The following is an 18576-nucleotide window of genomic DNA, read 5'->3' on the forward strand; positions in this document are numbered from 1 at the left end:
GACCGTCACGACCGGAACGTCTCGCAGCGCCTGTTGGGTATAAGAGACAGGCACCCGGGTGTACGTCACCAACAGCGTCAGCGGCAACGTGTCGGTGATCAACACCGCCAACAACACCGTCGTCGCCACCGTCAAGACCGGCACGACTCCCAGCGCCGTCGCGGTCAACCCCACCGGCACGCGCGCGTATGTCACCAACAGCAGCAGCGGCAACGTCTCGGTGATCAACACCGCCAACAACACCGTCGTCGCCACCGTCAAGACCGGCACGACTCCCAGCGCCGTCGCCGTCAACCGCGACGGCACCCGTGTGTACGTCACCAACCGCAGCAGCAACACCGTCTCGGTCATCGACACTGCCAACAACACCGTCGTGGCCACCGTCAAGACCGGCACGACTCCCAGCGGCGTCGCCGTGAGCCCCGACGGCAAACGTGTGTACGTGACCAACCGCGCCGGCAACAGCGTCTCGGTCATCGACACCGCCAACAACACCATCGTCGGCACTGTCGCCGTCGGGTCGCGGCCGACCGACGTGCGGGTGTCCCCCGACGGGAGCGCAGCCTATGTCGTCTCCGATCCGGACAGGCTGACCGTCATCGACACGCGCATCAACACCGTCGTGTCCACACTCTCCTTCGACTCGCCCACCGAGTCCGGCGACCATTCCATCGTGCTCAGTGCCGACGGTTCCCGGATGCTCGTCACCGATGCGGCCGACGGGCGGGTGCGGGCCGTGACACTCACATTCGTGAACTCCGCACCCACAGCAAGTTGGACGGCCGGCGCACCTCGGCCGTCCGACGGCGCGGTCCTCGTCACCCTCGTCGACCCCAAAGACCCGGATGGCGACCCGGTCACCTTCTCGAACACCGCGCCCGGGTCCGGATCGGTCCTCTCCGACGGCTCGACCTTCACCTACATCCCGACCGTCGCCGCCCGCGACCTCGCCCTGCAAACGCCGGGAGAGGACGCCGACCACTTCACCATCGCCCTCGCAGACGGCCAAGCAGTGACGAACATCGTTGTCACCGTTGCGGTCTCACCGACGCAGGTTCCCGATGTCCTCGAGGTCGACTCGACATCGATCCCGGCGGAAGGCACCCCGACCGGCGCGGTCCTCGTCGGCGACCGGCTGTACGTCGTGAGCGAAGACGGCTTCGTTCAGGTCGTCGACCGCGACACCAACACGGTCGTCGGGTCGCCGATCGCGGTCGACTGGGCGTCGTCGAACATCGCGGCCACCCCGGACGCGGACCGGGTGTACGTCAACAGCCCATGGGCCGGCACCGTCTCGGTGATCGACACGACCACCGGCACCGTCGTCGACACGATCTATCTGCCCACGTCCCCGGACTTTCAGGGCTATTCCCTGGCGCAGGAGCTGATCGTGAGCCCCGACGGGACACGCCTCTACGCCAGCGGTGAGGACGGCACCGTGTCGGTGGTCGATACCGCAACGAACGACGTGATCACCTCCCAGCCCCTCGGATACTTCACCGATCTGGCCGTCAGCGAGGACGGAAGTCGCCTGTACGGCACGAGCGGCGCGGGCATCTCCATGACGTCGTCGGAGCCGGCCGCGTCCGTTACCGTGATCGACACCGAATCCATGACGGCGATCAGCACCCTGAGAGTCGGGCCTGTGTGGGACCACACCCGCTCGAGCAGCGAGTTCACCGATGTCACCAGCAGTGTCGCGATCAACGCGGACGGCACCCGAGCCTATGTCACGTACCACGTCAGCACGGTGGAGCGCGCCAGCGGCGGCTACTCCAACGGATGGTTCATCACCGACGAAACCGGACAGACCTGGCGCGTGACGGGCGGATACGAGGTCGTCACGGTGATCGACGTCGACCCGTCCAGTACCACCTACGGGACCCAGCTCGCGACCGTCCGGCTGCCCGCGGGAGCACAAGACGTGGCTGTCAGCGCGGACGGCGATCTGCTGTATGTCTCCGGCGCGGACGGCCGGACCGTCTCGGTGGTCGACGCCTCGACATACGCCGTCCTCGGCACCTTCGTGACCGACCCGGACGGCTCGACCTCCGGGTCGTACGGACCCTACCGAGTCCTGCTGGTCGATCCGGACACCGGCACGCTGTACGTCACCGACTACGCGGACGGCAAAGTGTATGCCGTCACCGGCGCACCGGGCGGCGCACCCGCCGCGGTGCTCACGTGACCGAACCGACACGCCGGATGACGTGAACGGCCCCGATCCCGTGAAGGAGCGGGGGCCGTTCCGTCGGCACAGGTAGAGCCCCACCGGCCGCGCGCGAACGGGGCGACATGAACGAAGGTCGGCAGGCGCGTTCTCCTCTGCCAGCCGACGAGGTGCGCAACCTGACGCAATCCGGTTGAGCCGCCTTACTGGGAGGCCGACCTTCTGAGACACCACAAGGGATTCGATCATCGAAACCTCACCATTGGTGTGCCACTCCCTCCTCCTCGTTGTTTGGGCTGCCGGCTGTCGGGCTGCCGATTATCGTGGGCTGCGCCCCCGACGACATCGCCGGCCACTGCACGTAAAAGGTGATTCAAACGGACAGCTTCGTTCATCTGGCGGGAGACAGCTGAAACTTCTGGTCCCCATTTCCACCCGCGCGTAACTTCCTGGCTGATCGATGTAATGGGCCAGCTTTCGCGGGCGGGAATTATCCCCGGCGCCAGCTGAGTATCGAGTCGTGCCGCAGTGACGGCGGTATGCGCACGCGCGAACGTGGACGCTCGATGCCGACTAACCTGGGAACGAAAGATGTCGCCGGTTGCGGATCGGTGACCGGTGCCTGCTCACAGCAGAACTGCCTGCATCATCAACCAACTTTCGGTTGGTTGTGCGAGCGGAACCGTCGTTTCAATCCCGATAGGTGGCCGGGGGCGGGCCTGCGACCGGCCCGAGCGAAGCGGCGAGCCACCGGTCGTACAGGCGCATCCACATGCCGTCCGCGCGCATGCGGTCGAGGGTGCCGTTGACGAACCGCACCAGGTCGTCCTTGTACTTGTTGACACCGATTCCCCAGTGCTCTTCGTCCTCCATCGGTGGTCCCACGATCTGAAAATGCGGGTCCTGGGACACCAGGCCGGCCAGGAGCGAGTCGGAGGTGCTGGTCGCGTCGGCCTGCCGTTTCTGCATGGTGACGAGGCAGTCGTCCCAATCGGGGACCGCCACGATCGTGGCTTCCGGCGCGACCCGTTGGACAGTGGGGAGTGACGTGGTGTCGACGAAGGTGCAGACCCGTTTTCCGGCCAGGTCCGCCGGCCCCGTGATGTCGGAACCCCGCGGGACCATGATTCGCTGAAAGGCGCGGAAGTATTCGGTGGTGAAGGCGACGCGCTGGGCGCGTTCGCACGTGATCGCGGTGGCGTGAACGACGACGTCGACATCGTTGTGCTCGAGTGCCGTGAACCGGCCGGCCGAGGTGAGCAGCCGGAATTCGACTTTTGACGGATCGCCGAAGATGTCCTGGGTGATTTCCTTCGCCACGTCGATGTCGAAGCCCTGCAGGGTGCCCGTGGTCGGGTCGCGGAAGCTGAACGGGTTCGTGTTCTGGTCGACACCGACGATCAACCGGCCGCGCGCCGCGATCTCGGCGAGTGCCCCACCGGGCGGCATCTGCCCGGGCGGGGGCTGCGGGCCGGGCCGCAGGCTCGCGAGCGCTCCGCACGACTCGGGAGACGGTCCTGCAGGCGGCGGATTGTTCGTGGGCGGGATGATTTGCGCACCGTTCGTCATCGGCCGTGTGGTGTACGTGCCCGCGACCGTCGGGGTGAGAGGGTCGGGTGCCGCGCAGCCCGCGAAAACGGCGACAGCGAGAATGCCGACCAGGTGCCGAGCACGCGGCCTCGCCCCCGGTCTCGCAATCCTCATCTGCGTCATCAGTGATACTCGTTCAGTCGCGGCCAGATACCCCCGCCGACGGCGAATCCGCAGGACACGCCAATAATCATGCTACCGATCGCCAAGGACGACATCGACCGATAGGCGTCGGTCACGGCGCTTGCCTCGTCGTCGCGAAGTCGGTCGATCGCGTTTTGCAGCGCTTCGTCCATGGCCGCGAACTTCGCCGCCGAGGTGCCGGAGCCGGAGCCGGCGGCGATCGCCGCGGCGGTCGGGTAGTCACCGCGCTCCAGGGCGATCTCGATGTCCCGGTGCGCAGCCAGCCAGCCGTCGCGGGCCGCCGCGGCATCGCGGAGGTCGTCCGTGGCGACCTCACCGTGCGAGCTGTCCAGCTGCCGGGTGAGTTCGTCGGTCAATGCCTGGGAGTGCCGCGTGTAATCGATCTCCGATTGGGTGTCGGCCCCGCGCTGCAGCAGGGCGAGGGTCTCGTCGGCGCGGGCCTGCTGCGCCAGGATTCGAGCGCGCGCGACGGTGTTGATGGGTTGTGTTCCTTCGGTTCTCGCGCGTTCGCTTGCCGACGTCGACACCAGGCTTCCGGCGATCAGCCAGATCAGAAGTCCCGCCATGAGCAACGTTGCGACAGCGAGGCCGGGGTTGAACCGGCGCTTGCTCTTTCGCACGACGTACAGCTGGGCGAAGACGAGCGCGGCGAGCGCGGCCGCGGTCACCGTGAACGCGGCCGCGGGCAGTTGGGCCGTGTGTGTCTGGGTCTCGGCGACCGCCCCGGCCTGACGGACGTACAACTGCTCCGCCAACGGGAGGATGGTGTCCTGCATGAGCGCCGAGGCATCGGACAGATATGCCACCCCGACCGGGTTGCCGGCCCGATCGTTCGCTTGAGCCGTGGCGACGAGATTGAAGTACTCGGCGAGATTGCGCACGACATCCGACAACAGTGACAGCGATTCGGCATCCTGAGATGACACCCCGTTGGTGGCCGTGACCAGCGCGTTCGACGCGTCCCCGACCGCCTGCGTGAACTGCTCCGCCCCGGTACCCGACCCGCCGCCGGAGATGAAGGACGTCGTAGCGGCCGCATCGGCGATCGACAGCGAGCTGTAGAGGGCCTGGGCAGCGTTCGCCAGTGGCTCGGTGTGGGTGCGGAGTACCTCGACTCGCTGTTGCCGCGCGCCGACCGCCGCCGAGGTGATCACGCCGGCGGCGATGACCACGGCGATGAGCGCGACCCCCAGCACGGTCAGCCGTCCGGGCGTGGACGTGAGGAATTCGACCCACGGGCGGCGACCTTCGGGCTCGACGAGCAGGTCCTCGTCGAGCGTCGGGGTTTCGGTGACGACGTGGTCGCCGCGGTGGAACATCCGGCCCTCCTGCGCCGCCGCCGCTGTTCCGGTTGAGCAGCGATCCGGGCGGCGTGGCTGAGTCCAGTGTGCACCGAAGGTAGTGGTCGACGGACCGACATGACGGACGTCGGTTTACGCTCAATCGGAGCGCGCGGGTGAACCCGAGGTCATACGCCGAGGAGCAGCACCCCGGTTGCGAGCGACGCCGCCCACGCGATCTCGGTGAGGTTCACATCGGTCCGTCCCCCTCGGCCTGGCGTGTCCTCGGTCAGCTGTCGAGCTGTGACATGAGCGCTTGCTGGCTGGCGTGGACGTGACGTCGCATGTAGTTCTCGGCGCCGATACCGTCCTTGGCGATGATCAGTTCGAGGACGGTGTGGTGTTCACGTTCGGACTCGAGTGACCGGCCGGGTTGCGAGAGGGAGGTTTTCACTAGCCGCCGATAGGCGAGTTGATTCATCAGCAGGCGGTAGTGGGTGGCGAGCTTGCCGTTGTCCGCACCGACGATGAGGATCTCGTGGAACTCGTGGACCAGGTGCGCGTACCGCTCGACGTCGCCGGCCTCTACGGCGGCGTCGGCCTCGCGAACGTTGGCCTTCATCGCGGAGAGTTCGGGGACGTCGCCGCGCGCGGCCATCAATCGGGCGGCACCACCCTCGAGGAGCTGTTTCATCTCGAACAGTTCGTTGATCTCGCGCCGAGACGGAACCGCGACGAAAGTACCCACCCTCGGGCGGATCTCCACCAGGCCCTCGATCTGAAGCTGTTTGAGAGCTTCCCGGATGGGGGTGCGGCTGATCCCGAAGGTGTCGGCGAGGGAAATCTCGGACAGCGACTGTCCGGGTGCGAGTTCGCCCGAGATGATCATCTCCCGGATTCCGTCGGCCGCGCGTTCCTGGAAGTTGCTCGTGTCGAGTCTCCGCGACGCCGCGACGTCCATCGCTCCCCCTTCACCGGTCTGCCATGTATCTTGCATGTCAACCGTACATTGCTGGTGGTTCGCTCCGAGCGCTGCCGCGGCGCGCCGCAGCGGATGTTTCCGACACCCGCCCGGACCGCCGGTGGCCCGGGCGGGTGCGGTGCCCACGTGTCGGTGCCGACACCTGCGAGTGTCAGCGGAACGCGGGGACGACTTCCTTGATGAACAGCTCGAGCGACTTGCGCTTCTCCTCGTGCGAGAGGGTGTTGTCCGCCCAGAAGCTGAACTCGTCGATTCCGAGTTCCTGGTAGTACCGCAGGCGGTCGACCACTTCCTCCGGCGTCCCGATCATCGCGGTCTTGTGCAGCGACTCCGGGGAGAACTCGGGCCGCTCGGCGAACTTCGACTCCGGGCTCGGTTCCAGGAAACCGTTGACCGGGGCCTTCTTGTTCCCGAACCACGCGTCGAACGTCCGATAGAACTTCTGGATGCCCTCGGCCGCCGGTCGCCAGCCCTCCGGATCGTCGGCCGAGTGCACGTACGTGTGCCGGAGCACCATGATCTCGGGCCGCTGCACCTCGGGATGATTCTCGACAGCCGTCTCGAACTTGCTCTTGAGGTCGGCGACTTCCTCGTCGCCCTTCATCAGCGGCGTCACCATCACGTTGCACCCCTGCGCGACCGCGAAGTCGTGCGAGGCCGGATCGCGGGCGGCGACCCACATCGGTGGCATCGGTTGCTGAACCGGTTTCGGCACGCTCGTCGAGGTCGGGAATTTCCAGATCTCGCCGTCGTGGGCGTAGTCGCCCTTCCACAGTTCACGCACGGCGGGCACGAGTTCGCGCAGGTGCTTGCCGCCTTCGCCGGCGGGCAGGCCGTCCGCCAGGCGGTCGAACTCGAACTGGTACGCGCCGCGTGCCAGACCGACCTCCATGCGGCCGTTGCTGATGACGTCGAGCAGAGCACACTCGCCCGCCACCCGGATCGGGTTCCAGAACGGCGCGATGATCGTGCCGGCGCCGAGCCGGATGGTCGACGTCTGGCCGGCCAGGTAGGACAGCAACGGCATCGGACTGGGCGCAATGGTGTATTCCATCGCGTGGTGCTCACCGATCCACACGGTCTCGAATCCACCGGCCTCGGCCATCAGCGTCAGCTCGGTCAGGTTCTCGAACAGTTGGCGGTGGCTGACGCTTTCGTCCCATCGCTCCATGTGCACGAACAGCGAAAACCTCATCTGCTGTTCCTCCTCTGCAATTCGTGTGGTTAATGTGCAAATCCGGCGTGTCGGCGCCGTCGGGCAATCGTGCTGCCCAGAGTTCGGTGCGGTCAGCTCCGCATGGTGAACGGATCCGCGACGGGATCCTCGCTCGTGTTGATCCAGACGCTCTTGAGCCTCGTGTACTCCTTGATCGTCTCGGTGCCGTGCTCGATGCCGACGCCACTGCTCTTGAAGCCCTGGCGCGGCGACATCGGCGACATCGCGCGGTAGGTGTTCACCCAGACCGTCCCGGCTTCGAGTCGCGAGGCCATGCGGTGTGCCCGCGACAGGTTGGTCGTCCACACCCCGGCCGCGAGGCCGTAGTCGGTGTCGTTGGCGAGCCGGATCACTTCTTCCTCGGTCTCGAACGGCATGATCGCGGCCACGGGACCGAAGATCTCCTCCCGCACCACCCGCATGTCGTTGTCGACGTCGACGAGGACGGTGGGCTCGTAGAAGTACCCGCCGAGCCCGCCGTCGCAGGCCCGGCCGCCCGTGACGACCCGTGCTCCTTCGCTACGGCCGAGATCGACATAGCCCGCCACCTTGTCACGCTGGTCCGCGAAGGCGAGCGGTCCGAGTTCGGTTGCGTCGTCGAGAGGGTCACCGATCCGAATGGTCTTCGCGCGCTCGGTGACTCGCTCGAGCAACTCGTCGTAGACGGCGCGGTGCGCGAACACCCGGCTGCCTGCGATGCAGGTCTGCCCGGCGGCCGCGAAGATGCCCGCGACGACGCCCATCGCCGCGTTGGCCACGTTCGCGTCCTCGAAGACGATGTTGGGCGACTTCCCACCCAGCTCCAACGTCGATCCGATGAACCGGCTCGCCGTGGCCGCCGCGATCCGCGCGCCCGTCGCAGTGCTGCCGGTGAACGAGATCTTCGCGAGATCGGGGTGGTCGACCAGTGCTTGACCGGCTTCGGCGCCGAAACCGGTCACGACGTTGACGGCGCCTGCCGGGAAGCCCGCTTCCAGCGTCAGCTCGGCAAGTCGCAGCGCCGAGCGCGACGTGTACTCCGAAGGCTTGACGACCACGGTGTTGCCTGCGCACAGCGCGGGAGCCAGCTTGCTGGTCGTGAGCGTGAGCGGCGAGTTCCAGGGCGTGATCGCACCCACCACACCGAGCGGCTCGCGCGAGGTGTAGTTCAGCACCCGACGGTCCGACGTCGGAACGACGTCGCCCTGAATCTTGTCGGCCAGTCCGGCGTAGTAGTAGTAATACTCCGGCAGCGTCGCCAACTGCCCGCGCATCTCGCGCAGCAACTTACCGTTGTCCACGACCTCCATGCGGGCGAGCTCCTCGGCGTTCTCCGCGATGAGATCGCCGAGACGACGAAGCAGATGGCCGCGCCGAGCCTGGCTGAGATCGCGCCAGCGCGGGTCGTCGAACGCCGTCTTCGCCGCCGCGACGGCACGCTCGATGTCGGCCGTGTTTCCCCGGGCTGCCTGGTACAGCGTCTCCCGGGTGGCCGGATTCGTGCTCTCGAAGTACTCGCCGGACTTGGGCGCGACGTGTTCTCCGCCGATGAAGTGGTGCAACTGTTCGAGGTCAGACATGTGCGTGCTCTCCGATGAAGGTCGTGATGCAGTCGACGAGCGCCTCCGGACGCTCGATGGGAAGCATGTGCCGCGCGTCGTCGATGATCACCGGCCTGCAGTGCGGCAAGGCCGACGCGAGCCGGTGTGTCATCTCCGGAGTGGAACCGGGATCGTCGCTGCCGGTCACCGCGAGGGCGGGCACGGCGATCGAATCGAGCTCCGAACCGATTTCCGCGTCTGCGGTCGCGAACACCCGGTAGCAGTTCACGAAGGATGCGACGTCGTTCGCCGACAACGTCTCCCGGGTCCGGCGGACCCACTCCGGCCCGACCGCGGTGCCGGCGTACCACCGGGTGATCGACGTCGCCGCACTTGCTGCGAAATCGTCACGAGCGGTGCACAATCGGGCCAGCACCGCCGTGCGCTCGTCGTCCGTGCGCCGGCAGACGGAACTCACCGAGGTCAGCGTCGCCACCAGTTCGGGGCGGCGGAGCGCGAGATACTGGGCGACGAGTGCCCCCAGAGAGAAGCCCACCAGATGCGACCCCGGGGGTACGTCGTCGACGATGCCGTCGGCGAGGTCGGCAAGGGTCGTGCCGTCGGCGGCTGGGGGCCGTGCGCCGTGCCCGGGCAGGTCGGGCGTGATCACCGTGTACCGGTCTGCGAGCAGCGCGGCGACGGGCTCCCACATCGTGTGATCGAGCCCGACGCCGTGCAACAGCACCATGGTTGGCTTGCTCATGGAACGTACCCGGTTACTGCTCGGACGCGAGCGGAGCGAGACGCTGCTGGGGGCGTCCCTGGGCGGCTGCGGCCAGTGCGATCACGATCTCGTTCGGGTGCGGCGCGTCGGCGATCCTCACTTCCACGGTCTGGTGGTGGGATCGGATCGTCGCGTCGGTGATGTGCTTGAGCGGGATGTCGAAGACGATGCCTGCGGGTCCGCGCTTCTCGACGGCAGGCAGCAGGGTCGTCGCGTTCGCCGCCTTGCGGAAATGGTCGCCGAACTTCAGTGTGTGGATGAGACCCGAGCCGTGCTCGATCTCTCCGTTCAGTCCGACGATTGCGGCCTTACCGTACGCCTCCGCGGGCGCCCCGAGTGCCTCGAGCACCTTCGGCGCCAGCAGTGCGCCCGCAGCCGACGCGGTGTCGTCGATGCCGGGACCGAGGTCGTCGACGAAACCCTGCCCAGCCCAGGGGTTGTCGATAACCGCCGCGACGATGGCCACGCGCGCGGCGGGCGACACGGGGCGGCCCCCTTCGGTCAGAATCTCTTCGACGACGGTGATGATCTTGCGAACGTTCATGAAAGGACAGCCTCCAGGTTCTGAGCGGTGACAGCGGGGTCGGTTGCGCGGTCGCCGATGCGCGGATGCGGACGGGGTCCGGTCGACGCCGCTGCAATGACGACGATCTCGTCGGCGCGCGGTGCATCTGCCACTCGCGCGCTCACGGTCTGGTAGTGACTTCGGGTGGCGGCGTGCTCCTTGTGCCACATCGGGACGATCAGTTCTTCGCCTGCTTCCGCCCTCGTGTCAGCGAAGCAGATGATGGACCCCCCCTGCAGGAACTCGCGGACGAGGTTCCCGAAGTACGGCGTGTGGATCAGGGCGCCGCCGTGCTCGATCTCGCCGGCGGTGCCGACGATTGCAGCCTTGCCGAACGCCTCGATCCGGTCCGCGCCACCGAGTGTCTCGATGAGTTTGTCGGTCAGCAACTTCGCGAGCCGAGGTGCGATTTCACCGACTGCATCGGACAGGTCGGTGGCAGCACCGGTGCCCACCCAGGGGTTCGTGACCACAGCCGCGACACTGGCGCGAAATGCCGGACGAGCAGGGGCCGCCCCCGCCTCGGTCACGATCTCCTCGCGATAGAGCGACAGCTTGCGGATTTCGATGCCCGCCTCAATACAATTTCGATTCCGCTCTTGCATACAACGTACCGTAGTCATGGCTCACGCTTCGGTCAAGAGCTGTCAACACCTCGTCGGGAAATCCGTCGGCGCCACCTATGGGATGCGCGGCATATGACCAGTTCAACTGTCATTCACTCAGTAAACAGACCCGCCGCGCTCGCGTCGATCACATTCCGTCATTGACAGGCGAATGTGACGCGCCTAATAATCTCTTGCATGGTAGAGCAGCCGAGCAGCGGCCAGTCGATTCAGACGACCCCCATATCGGGCCACCGTCCCACCCCATCGAAACCGACCACGACCGACAGCGCATCGGAGACGGCACCCATCGCCGCACTCGGCGGCGGCGCTCGCGTTCCCGGTCGCGGCAATCGATCACTCGGGAATCGATTCCGCCGCAACGAACTCGGCAGCGTCTTCTGGACGTCGGTCGGCGTCTCGGCGCTGTTTGTCGTGTGGGCAGCCGCCTTCACCGAGAACCTCAACGACGTCACCACCAACTCGCTCAACTGGATGACATCCACCTTCGGCTGGACGTATCTCGTAGTGACGCTGTGTATCCTGGTCTTTCTGGTCTTCCTCGCGTTCAGCCCCGCCGGCGACATTCGCCTCGGCCGCAACGACGAGAAGCCGGAGTTCTCGACGCCCAGTTGGCTCGCGATGATCTTGAGCGCGGTCATGGGGATCGGCCTGATCTCCTACGGCGTCGCCGAACCGATCTCACACTTCGCCTCGCCGCCACACGGTCTCGCGGAGCCGAAAACCACCGACGCCGCCGTGCGCGCGATGCAGTACTCCTACTTCGACTGGGGCGTGCACGCGTGGGCCATCTTCGCAGTGTTCGGCCTGGCCATCGCCTACTCGACGCACCGCAAGGGCCGGCGGACGTTGGTGAGCCAGCTTTTCCATCCCCTACTCGGCGACCGTGTGAACGGTCCCCTCGGCAAGACGATCGACGTCCTCGCGGTATTCGCCACGCTGTTCGGCACGACCACGTCGCTCGGACTCGGCGCACTTCAGGTCAACAACGGGCTGGCCACCCTGTTCGGCACGCCGGTGGACTCGGTGTCGCAGGTGCTGATCATCGCAGTCGTCACAGCGTTGTTCACGTTGTCGGCCGTCACCGGTGTCAACAAGGGCATCAAGTTCCTCAGCCAATGCAGCACCGCGCTGGCGATCGCGTTGTTCGCCTTCATTCTCGTCGTCGGCCCGGCGGTGTTCGTCGCGAATCTATACATCGAGTCCCTCGGCACGTGGGCGAGCGACTTCTTCCGGATGAGCCTGCAGGGCACCGCGTTCGGCGACCTCGAGTGGATGCAGTGGTGGACCTACTTCATGCTCGCCTGGTGGGTGTCCTGGGGCGCGTTTGTCGGAGTATTCCTCGCCCGCATCTCACGCGGACGCACCATCCGAGGATTCATCATGGGAGTCCTCGTCGTGCCCAGCGCCGTCTTCTTCACGTGGTTCACAGTGTTCGGCGGCACCGCCATCCACATCGACATGTACGAAGGCGGCGACATCGCCGAGCGCACCGCGGCGGATATCAACAGCGCATTCTTCGCCACACTCGAGCACTACCCGTTCGCCACGGCAACATCGGTGATCGCCATCGTTCTCGTCGTCGTATTCTTCGTATCCGGAGCCGACGCGAACACCTACGTGCTGAGCATGATGACCTCGAACGGCTCGCTGACCCCGGCCCGTTGGATCCTCGTACTGTGGGGCGTACTCACGGGTATCACCGCCATCGTGCTCATGCTGGCAGGCGGACTGAATGCCTTGCAGAACACCGTGATCGTGACCTCACTCCCCTTCCTCGTGATCGTCGCCGGCTTGACGGTGTCGTTCTGGAGAGAACTCGTTTCCGACCGAAAGGAACACATGAAATGACCGATGACACCACCCGGCGTGAGCTGATTGTGAAGGTGTGGGACGCAGCCTGGGACCGAGGGGAGGTGGACGCCTTCGATACCATCCTCGACCCGCACTACCAGCGCCACGGCACCCACGGATCCGCTCAGAACCGCGAGACCTTCAAGGCGTCGATCCTGTCGACGCGCGCCGCCTTCCCCGATCTGAAGACCACGATCGACGACATCGTCCTCGAGGGCGACCGCGCCGCGATCCGCTGGCACAGCGCAGGCAGCCACACCGGCGCGTTCATGGGCATCCCCACGACCGGCAAGCGCGTCCAGGTCAGCGGGGCCACGTTCGCACGCTTCGACGGGGACGGCATTGTCGAAGAATTCGTGACCTGGGACCCCCGCGCGCTCCTGTCCGCACTCGGCATCATCACCGTCGGCCAAGACTGACCCACGGCATCAACACGGAGAACACACCATGTCACCACTTCAGCAGAACGCCGACATCGACCTGATGAAGCAGGTCAACCGCCAGTTCGTCACCGGCGTCACCGTGATCACCGCACTGGACGGCGACTCCCCGAAGGGTCTGGCGGTCAACGCCTTTGCCAGCATCTCGCTCGACCCGCCGACCGTCATGGTCTGCGTGCAGCGTACGTCGAACACACACGACTGCCTCTTCCGCGCCGATCACCTCGCGATCAACATCCTGTCCACGGCCCAGATGGATGTCGTCGGCAAGTTCGCATCGAAGTCCGCCGACAAGTTCGCCGACCTCGACTGGCGGCCCGGACCCTACGGAAGTCCGCTGATCGAGCGCAGCAGCGCGCAGATGGAGGTCGAGATCCGGGAGCGGCTGCAGGCCAGCACTCACACGGTGTTCATCTGCCGCGTCCTGCATGCCGCGGTGACCGAGCAGACTCCGATGATCTACAGCACCGGAAAGTTCTTCGACGGAGGGGCTCTCACCCCGCTGGGATGATACCGGCCGACGCCGGGACGAGCCCGGAGACGAACGCGGGCCCACCTGTCGATCAGGTGGGCCCGCGGATTGTTCGCTACTACATCGGTCAGCTCGCCGGACCCGTCGCGTCCAGCCCGGCCATTACCGCGTGATGGCTTGCCTGAACGTGCTGCCGCATGAGCTGCTCGGCGCCCGCACCGTCTTTGTCGACGATGAGGTCGAGCACCCGGTGGTGTTCGCGTTCGGAGTCGAGTGAGCGACCAGGTTGCGCAAGTGACGTTTTCACGAGCCGACCGTATGCCAACTGATTCATCAGAATTCGATAGTGGGTGGCGAGTTTGCCGTTGTCCGCGCCGACGATCAGGATCTCGTGGAACTCGCGGACCAGGTCGGCGTACCGTGCGGTGTCGCCTGCGAGGACCGCTGCGTCCGCGTCCGCAACGTTGGATCTCATCGCATCCAGTTCGGGAATGCTGCCGCGGGCGGCCATCAGCCGCGCGGCGGCGCCCTCGAGGAGCTGTTTCATCTCGAACAGCTCGTTGATCTCGCGCCGGGACGGGGCGGCGACGAATGTGCCGACGCGGGATCGGATCTCCACGAGTCCCTCGATCTGCAGCTGCTTGAGCGCCTCGCGCACGGGAGTTCGGCTGATTCCGAAGGCCTCGGCGAGGTTCACCTCGGACAGCGCATCACCCGGCCCGAGCTCGCCGGTGATGATCATCTGCCGGAGCCCGTCGGCGACCCGCTCCTGAAAATTCGTGGTCACAAGCTTTCGGGTCGACGCGACGACCATCCGTTTACCTCCAGACCGCACTGCCATCTTGCATGGCAATATTTCCCACAAGTTACCGTCGCCGATCGCCGCTGGTCAAGAAGTCCGCCTGTCCGACCCCTCCCCTTTCCTGCAATGACATTTGGATTACGTCCCATGGCGGGTTGATGACGGGGGTTGACTTCGTCGCAACGGTTCTGCACAGTGATCTACACAACGTCCTCTGCCATACATCATGGCAACTAGAGAGGTTCTTATGTCTCAGCCTTCCTCCCCAGACACCGAAGACCGCCGCTACCGCAGCAAGGTCGCCGCAATCGAGCCGTACGGTGTCGACCACATTCCCGACGTCGAGCGGCACGGCACGGCCCGCTCCCAGTTCTCCATCTGGTTCGCCGCCGGCATGAACTTTCCGATCATGGTGCTGGGCTTCTCGGCCGTCAGTTTCGGGCTCTCGTTGACCTCGGCAGTGACCGCGATCGTGCTGGGCTCCCTGATCGGCGCGGCCGTGATGGGCATCCTGTCGCAGATGGGCGCCCGCCTCGGCGTTCCGCAGCAGATCCAGTCGCGGGGTCCGCTCGGGTTCTTCGGCAACTTCGTCCCCGTGGCGTACATCAACGTCTTCGCCGGCATCGGCTGGGCAGCAGTGACAATCATTCTCGGTGCGCAGGCACTGCACGAACTCGCGCCCGGTATCCCGTTCTGGCTCTCCGCGCTGGCGCTCGTGAGCATTCAATTGGTGGTAGCCGTCTTCGGGTACAACATGATCCATTTCCTGCAGAAGATCCTGTCGTTCGTGCTGTTCTTCGGATTCGTCCTGATCACTGTCGTGTCGGTGACCAACAGCGACGCAGTCGGCTTCGACGCGAACCCCGACGCTCCGTTCTACATCGGCGGCACCGGCGGATGGATCACGTTCGCGGGCTTCTTCATGTCGTTCCTCATCGCCTGGTGGCCGTTCGCGTCGGACTACTCGCGTTACCTTCCCGACGACGACGGCACCGCCAAGCGCGCCGGTGCCTACACCCTCGCCGGCAACTTCATCACGCTGACCTGGCTCGGCATCGCCGGTGCACTGCTCGGCGGATCGGCCGTCTCCGGTGAGGAGCCCATCGGAGCGCTGGCACGCCTGACCGGTTCGTGGGCACCCGTCGCGCTGATCGTCGTCCTGTTGTCCTCGTTCTCGCAGAACTTCCTCAACGTCTACGGCGGCGCCATCTCGGTACAGACGCTGCGGATTCCGGTCAGCCGCCGCACCGCCGTCATCGCCATCTGCGTCGTCGCCTACGCCATCAGCCTCTGGGCGGGTGAGGGCTTCGAGGCGAAGTTCAAGAACTTCCTGTTCCTCGGGGCCTACCTGATCGCTCCGTTCGGTGCGGCGCTGCTGCTCGACTACTTCGTGGGCGGCCGGAAGGACAAGTCCCGGATCGGTGAACTCTACGACGACACCTTGGTGCTGAACTGGGGATTCGCCGCATGGATCGCCGGTGTCGTTGCCTCCGTCCCCTTCTGGAACCTGTCCTTCTACCAGGGCTGGGTCACCGTCCACCACCCCGAATGGGGCAACCTCACCTACGTCGTCGGCTTCGCCGTCGCCGCGGTGGTATACATCCTCACCTACATGCTTCCCGGGGTTCGGCGTCGCCCGAAGGGTCAGCCGACCGGGCGCGTGGACACGGTGGCCGACGTCGCCTCGACACCTGTCACCTCGGGCGGTGAGCGGCGATGACCGAGCAGGCATTCGAGACCGTACCGACCTCGGTGCCGGCGTTCGTCGCCGACGTCGAACGCGCCCTCTCCGAGATCGCCGCCGGACGCGCCGTCGTCGTGGTCGACGATCACGATCGGGAGAACGAGGGCGACCTGATCTTCGCCGCCGAATGTGCGACACCGGAACTCGTCGCCTTCACCGTCCGCCACGGATCCGGGGTGCTGTGCGTGCCGATGGCCGGTGAGCGGCTCGACGCGCTGCGGCTGCCCCCGATGTGCACGGACAACGAGGACCCCAAGGGCACCGCGTACGCGGTGAGCGTCGACGCCCGCGACGGTGTCAGCACCGGGATCTCGGCCGCCGACCGGGCCCGGACCATCCGACTGCTCGCCGCCGACACCCGCCCCGAACAGCTGACCCGGCCCGGGCACGTCTTCCCGCTGCGGGCCCGACCGGGCGGCGTGCTCGAACGCCCCGGTCACACCGAAGCCGCGATCGACCTCACCACGCTGGCCGGGATGCGCCCGGCCGGCGCCATCTGCGAGATCGTCAACGACGACGGCACCATGACCCGTGGGGCGGACCTCGACGAGTTCTGCTCCACACACGGTCTGCACAAGCTCGCCATCGCGGACCTCGTCCGGTACCGCCGGTGGACGGCGCCCATCGCGTCCAGTCCCGCCGTTCGCCTTCCCACCCCGCACGGAATCTTCGAGGCCGTCGCGGTCGCCGAGGGCGACGGCACGGAGCATCTCGTGCTGACGCTCGGTGACGTCGCGGATCAGGACGACGTCCTGGTCCGGGTCCACTCGGAATGCCTGACCGGCGACGTGTTCGGCTCCCAGCGCTGCGACTGTGGCCCCCAACTCGACCAGGCTCTCGCCGAGATCGCCCGCGTCGGTGCCGGAGTGGTCGTCTACCTGCGCGGTCACGAAGGGCGCGGCATCGGACTCGTTCAGAAACTGCGGGCCTACGGTCTCCAGGAACGCGGCTACGACACGGTCGATGCCAACACGGCCCTCGGCTTGCCCGTCGATGCGCGTGACTTCGGCACGGCGGCAAAGATTCTGGCGGAACTGCGGATCCGTTCGGTCAATCTGATGTCGAACAACCCGCACAAGGAGTTCGCGCTGGCGACATACGGTACCCGCATCCTGCGTACCACTCCCCTGCACATCGAACCGACTCCCGACAACGTGCGCTACCTGCAGACCAAGACCGATCGTCTGGGACACCGGCCACCGGTCGCCCACCCGGTCGCCACCCAGCACGCATGACGACGTGACGGAGACGTTGTTGTGACCACACTCATCACCCGGCACGAGGTGCACGACTTCGACACCTGGCGCACGGTGTTCGGCGGACACCGGGACAACCGCCAGGCCCACGGAGCCACCGGCCACCGGATCTATCGCAGCGGCAACGACGTGACGGTTCTGACCGACTTCCCCGACCGTGCCTCGGCCGAGAAGTTCCTCGCCGATCCCGCTCTTCGCGACGTCGTCGCACGCGCCGGCTTCGTCGACACGCCCGTCACCAGCATCTGCGAATTCGTCGACACCGAGAAGTATTGACGGCCGCTCCACGCCCGGGCACAGAATATCCACCCCAGGAGGAATGAAGTGATCGACACCCAGACGCTGTTGGCGTCGTTGCCCACCGATCTGTGGATCGGCTGCAAGCAGATACCGGCTACGGGAGGCAGCACCTTCAGTGTTCACAATCCCGCGGACGGCAAGGTGCTCGTCGACGTCGCCGACGCGCGACCCGAAGACGGCCGGATCGCGCTCGACGCCGCGGCCGCCGCTCAGCCGGACTGGGCCGCGACATCGGCGCGTGAGCGGTCCGACATCCTGCGCCGCGCCTGGGAACTGATCAATCAGCGCCGCAACGAGTTCGCACTGCTGATGACCCTCGAAATGGGCAAGCCGCTCGCGGAAAGCCACGGCGAGGTGACGTACGGGGGCGAGTTTCTGCGCTGGTTCTCCGAGGAAGCCGTCCGGATCAACGGCCGCTACACCCAGTCCCCCACCGGCAACGGGCGAATCCTGGTCACCAAGGAACCGGTGGGCCCGACGTTGGCCATCACGCCGTGGAACTTCCCCCTCGCCATGGGAACCCGCAAGATCGCCCCCGCGCTCGCCGCGGGCTGCACGATGGTGGTCAAGCCGGCCGCCGAAACCCCGTTGACCATGCTGCTGCTCGCCGAGATCTTCCGCGACGCCGGGTTGCCCGACGGCGTGCTGTCCGTTCTCCCGACGTCGGACTCCGCCGCCCTGACGACACCGATGTTCGACGACTCCCGGCTGCGCAAGGTCACCTTCACCGGATCGACCGGCGTCGGGAAGGTACTGCTGAAACAAGCCGCCGACCGGGTCCTGCGGACGTCGATGGAACTCGGCGGCAACGCCCCGTTCGTCGTCTTCGAC

16 protein-coding genes and 1 pseudogene are annotated in these 18576 nt (G+C 66.2%); 8 read left to right on the forward strand and 9 right to left on the reverse strand.

From position 1 onward, the window contains the following. Positions 1-58: 58 nt before the first annotated feature. Positions 59-2188 (forward strand): beta-propeller fold lactonase family protein, encoded by a 2130-nt coding sequence (locus tag ACFTZB_RS27350; protein ID WP_378435965.1) that lies wholly within the window; start codon positions 59-61, stop codon positions 2186-2188. A gap of 672 nt (positions 2189-2860) precedes the next feature. Here the strand turns inward: ACFTZB_RS27350 and ACFTZB_RS27355 are convergent. From ACFTZB_RS27355 to ACFTZB_RS27390, 8 genes and pseudogenes are all read right to left on the reverse strand, one after another. Continuing rightward, the gene (locus tag ACFTZB_RS27355; RefSeq protein WP_378435967.1) at positions 2861-3883 is read right to left on the reverse strand and encodes a glutamate ABC transporter substrate-binding protein; all 1023 of its coding nucleotides are present in this window, start codon (positions 3881-3883) and stop codon (positions 2861-2863) included. Beyond that, positions 3883-5324, reverse strand: a pseudogene (locus ACFTZB_RS27360) (hypothetical protein). The gene ACFTZB_RS27355 and the pseudogene ACFTZB_RS27360 overlap by 1 nt, the downstream one beginning before the upstream one ends. A 149-nt stretch (positions 5325-5473) precedes the next feature. Further along, entirely contained in the window at positions 5474-6181 is a 708-nt protein-coding gene (locus tag ACFTZB_RS27365) for a GntR family transcriptional regulator (RefSeq protein WP_378435969.1), read from the reverse strand. 136 nt (positions 6182-6317) lie between these two features. Then, positions 6318-7361, reverse strand: a complete 1044-nt coding sequence (locus ACFTZB_RS27370) for an LLM class flavin-dependent oxidoreductase (protein ID WP_378435971.1) — start codon at positions 7359-7361, stop codon at positions 6318-6320. 92 nt (positions 7362-7453) lie between these two features. Next, a complete protein-coding gene (locus tag ACFTZB_RS27375; protein ID WP_378435973.1) occupies positions 7454-8941 on the reverse strand; it encodes an aldehyde dehydrogenase in 1488 nt (495 codons plus the stop codon). Next, on the reverse strand, positions 8934-9665 hold the full coding sequence (locus ACFTZB_RS27380; RefSeq protein ID WP_378435975.1) for an alpha/beta fold hydrolase: 732 nt from the start codon (positions 9663-9665) through the stop codon (positions 8934-8936). The genes ACFTZB_RS27375 and ACFTZB_RS27380 overlap by 8 nt, the downstream gene beginning before the upstream one ends. Positions 9666-9678: 13 nt before the next feature. Beyond that, the gene (locus ACFTZB_RS27385; RefSeq protein WP_378435977.1) at positions 9679-10230 is read right to left on the reverse strand and encodes an amino acid synthesis family protein; all 552 of its coding nucleotides are present in this window, start codon (positions 10228-10230) and stop codon (positions 9679-9681) included. Next, on the reverse strand, positions 10227-10856 hold the full coding sequence (locus ACFTZB_RS27390; protein ID WP_378435979.1) for an amino acid synthesis family protein: 630 nt from the start codon (positions 10854-10856) through the stop codon (positions 10227-10229). Before ACFTZB_RS27390 ends, ACFTZB_RS27385 begins: the two co-directional genes overlap by 4 nt. A 198-nt stretch (positions 10857-11054) precedes the next feature. Between ACFTZB_RS27390 and ACFTZB_RS27395 the strand changes: the two genes are divergently transcribed. Genes ACFTZB_RS27395 through ACFTZB_RS27405 form a run of 3 tightly spaced genes read left to right on the forward strand, consistent with a single transcriptional unit; the run spans position 11055 to position 13682 of the window. Next, entirely contained in the window at positions 11055-12728 is a 1674-nt protein-coding gene (locus ACFTZB_RS27395) for a BCCT family transporter (protein WP_378435981.1), read from the forward strand. Beyond that, positions 12725-13150, forward strand: a complete 426-nt coding sequence (locus tag ACFTZB_RS27400; RefSeq protein ID WP_378435983.1) for an ester cyclase — start codon at positions 12725-12727, stop codon at positions 13148-13150. The genes ACFTZB_RS27395 and ACFTZB_RS27400 overlap by 4 nt, the downstream gene beginning before the upstream one ends. 28 nt (positions 13151-13178) lie before the next feature. After that, positions 13179-13682 (forward strand): flavin reductase family protein, encoded by a 504-nt coding sequence (locus tag ACFTZB_RS27405; protein ID WP_378435985.1) that lies wholly within the window; start codon positions 13179-13181, stop codon positions 13680-13682. An 88-nt stretch (positions 13683-13770) separates the two neighbouring features. On the opposite strand, the gene ACFTZB_RS27410 is transcribed toward ACFTZB_RS27405, so the two are convergent. Further along, positions 13771-14430: a GntR family transcriptional regulator gene (locus tag ACFTZB_RS27410; RefSeq protein WP_378435987.1), complete on the reverse strand. Its 660-nt coding sequence runs from the start codon at positions 14428-14430 to the stop codon at positions 13771-13773. Positions 14431-14692: 262 nt separating this feature from the next. Here ACFTZB_RS27410 and ACFTZB_RS27415 point away from each other — a divergent pair, with 262 nt between their 5' ends. The 4 genes from ACFTZB_RS27415 to ACFTZB_RS27430 all read left to right on the forward strand — a co-directional run. Continuing rightward, the gene (locus ACFTZB_RS27415) at positions 14693-16165 is read left to right on the forward strand and encodes a purine-cytosine permease family protein (protein ID WP_378435989.1); all 1473 of its coding nucleotides are present in this window, start codon (positions 14693-14695) and stop codon (positions 16163-16165) included. Beyond that, on the forward strand, positions 16162-17424 hold the full coding sequence (locus ACFTZB_RS27420; protein ID WP_378435991.1) for a bifunctional 3,4-dihydroxy-2-butanone-4-phosphate synthase/GTP cyclohydrolase II: 1263 nt from the start codon (positions 16162-16164) through the stop codon (positions 17422-17424). Before ACFTZB_RS27415 ends, ACFTZB_RS27420 begins: the two co-directional genes overlap by 4 nt. A 21-nt stretch (positions 17425-17445) precedes the next feature. After that, positions 17446-17721 (forward strand): hypothetical protein, encoded by a 276-nt coding sequence (locus tag ACFTZB_RS27425; protein WP_378435993.1) that lies wholly within the window; start codon positions 17446-17448, stop codon positions 17719-17721. Positions 17722-17769: 48 nt separating this feature from the next. Continuing rightward, a partial coding sequence (locus ACFTZB_RS27430) for an aldehyde dehydrogenase family protein (protein ID WP_378435995.1) occupies positions 17770-18576 on the forward strand: 807 nt, incomplete at its 3' end.

It is taken from the genome of Rhodococcus sp. NPDC057014 (genome assembly GCF_042673295.1).
Lineage (GTDB): Bacteria > Actinomycetota > Actinomycetes > Mycobacteriales > Mycobacteriaceae > Rhodococcus_F.

Coding starts and splice junctions, on each gene's coding strand:
- ACFTZB_RS27355 (WP_378435967.1), bottom strand. CDS start 3,883: ATGACGCAGATGAGGATTGCGAGACCGGGGGCGAGGCCGCGTGCTCGG.
- ACFTZB_RS27365 (WP_378435969.1), bottom strand. CDS start 6,181: ATGCAAGATACATGGCAGACCGGTGAAGGGGGAGCGATGGACGTCGCG.
- ACFTZB_RS27370 (WP_378435971.1), bottom strand. CDS start 7,361: ATGAGGTTTTCGCTGTTCGTGCACATGGAGCGATGGGACGAAAGCGTC.
- ACFTZB_RS27375 (WP_378435973.1), bottom strand. CDS start 8,941: ATGTCTGACCTCGAACAGTTGCACCACTTCATCGGCGGAGAACACGTC.
- ACFTZB_RS27380 (WP_378435975.1), bottom strand. CDS start 9,665: ATGAGCAAGCCAACCATGGTGCTGTTGCACGGCGTCGGGCTCGATCAC.
- ACFTZB_RS27385 (WP_378435977.1), bottom strand. CDS start 10,230: ATGAACGTTCGCAAGATCATCACCGTCGTCGAAGAGATTCTGACCGAA.
- ACFTZB_RS27390 (WP_378435979.1), bottom strand. CDS start 10,856: ATGCAAGAGCGGAATCGAAATTGTATTGAGGCGGGCATCGAAATCCGC.
- ACFTZB_RS27395 (WP_378435981.1), top strand. CDS start 11,055: ATGGTAGAGCAGCCGAGCAGCGGCCAGTCGATTCAGACGACCCCCATA.
- ACFTZB_RS27400 (WP_378435983.1), top strand. CDS start 12,725: ATGACCGATGACACCACCCGGCGTGAGCTGATTGTGAAGGTGTGGGAC.
- ACFTZB_RS27405 (WP_378435985.1), top strand. CDS start 13,179: ATGTCACCACTTCAGCAGAACGCCGACATCGACCTGATGAAGCAGGTC.
- ACFTZB_RS27415 (WP_378435989.1), top strand. CDS start 14,693: ATGTCTCAGCCTTCCTCCCCAGACACCGAAGACCGCCGCTACCGCAGC.
- ACFTZB_RS27420 (WP_378435991.1), top strand. CDS start 16,162: ATGACCGAGCAGGCATTCGAGACCGTACCGACCTCGGTGCCGGCGTTC.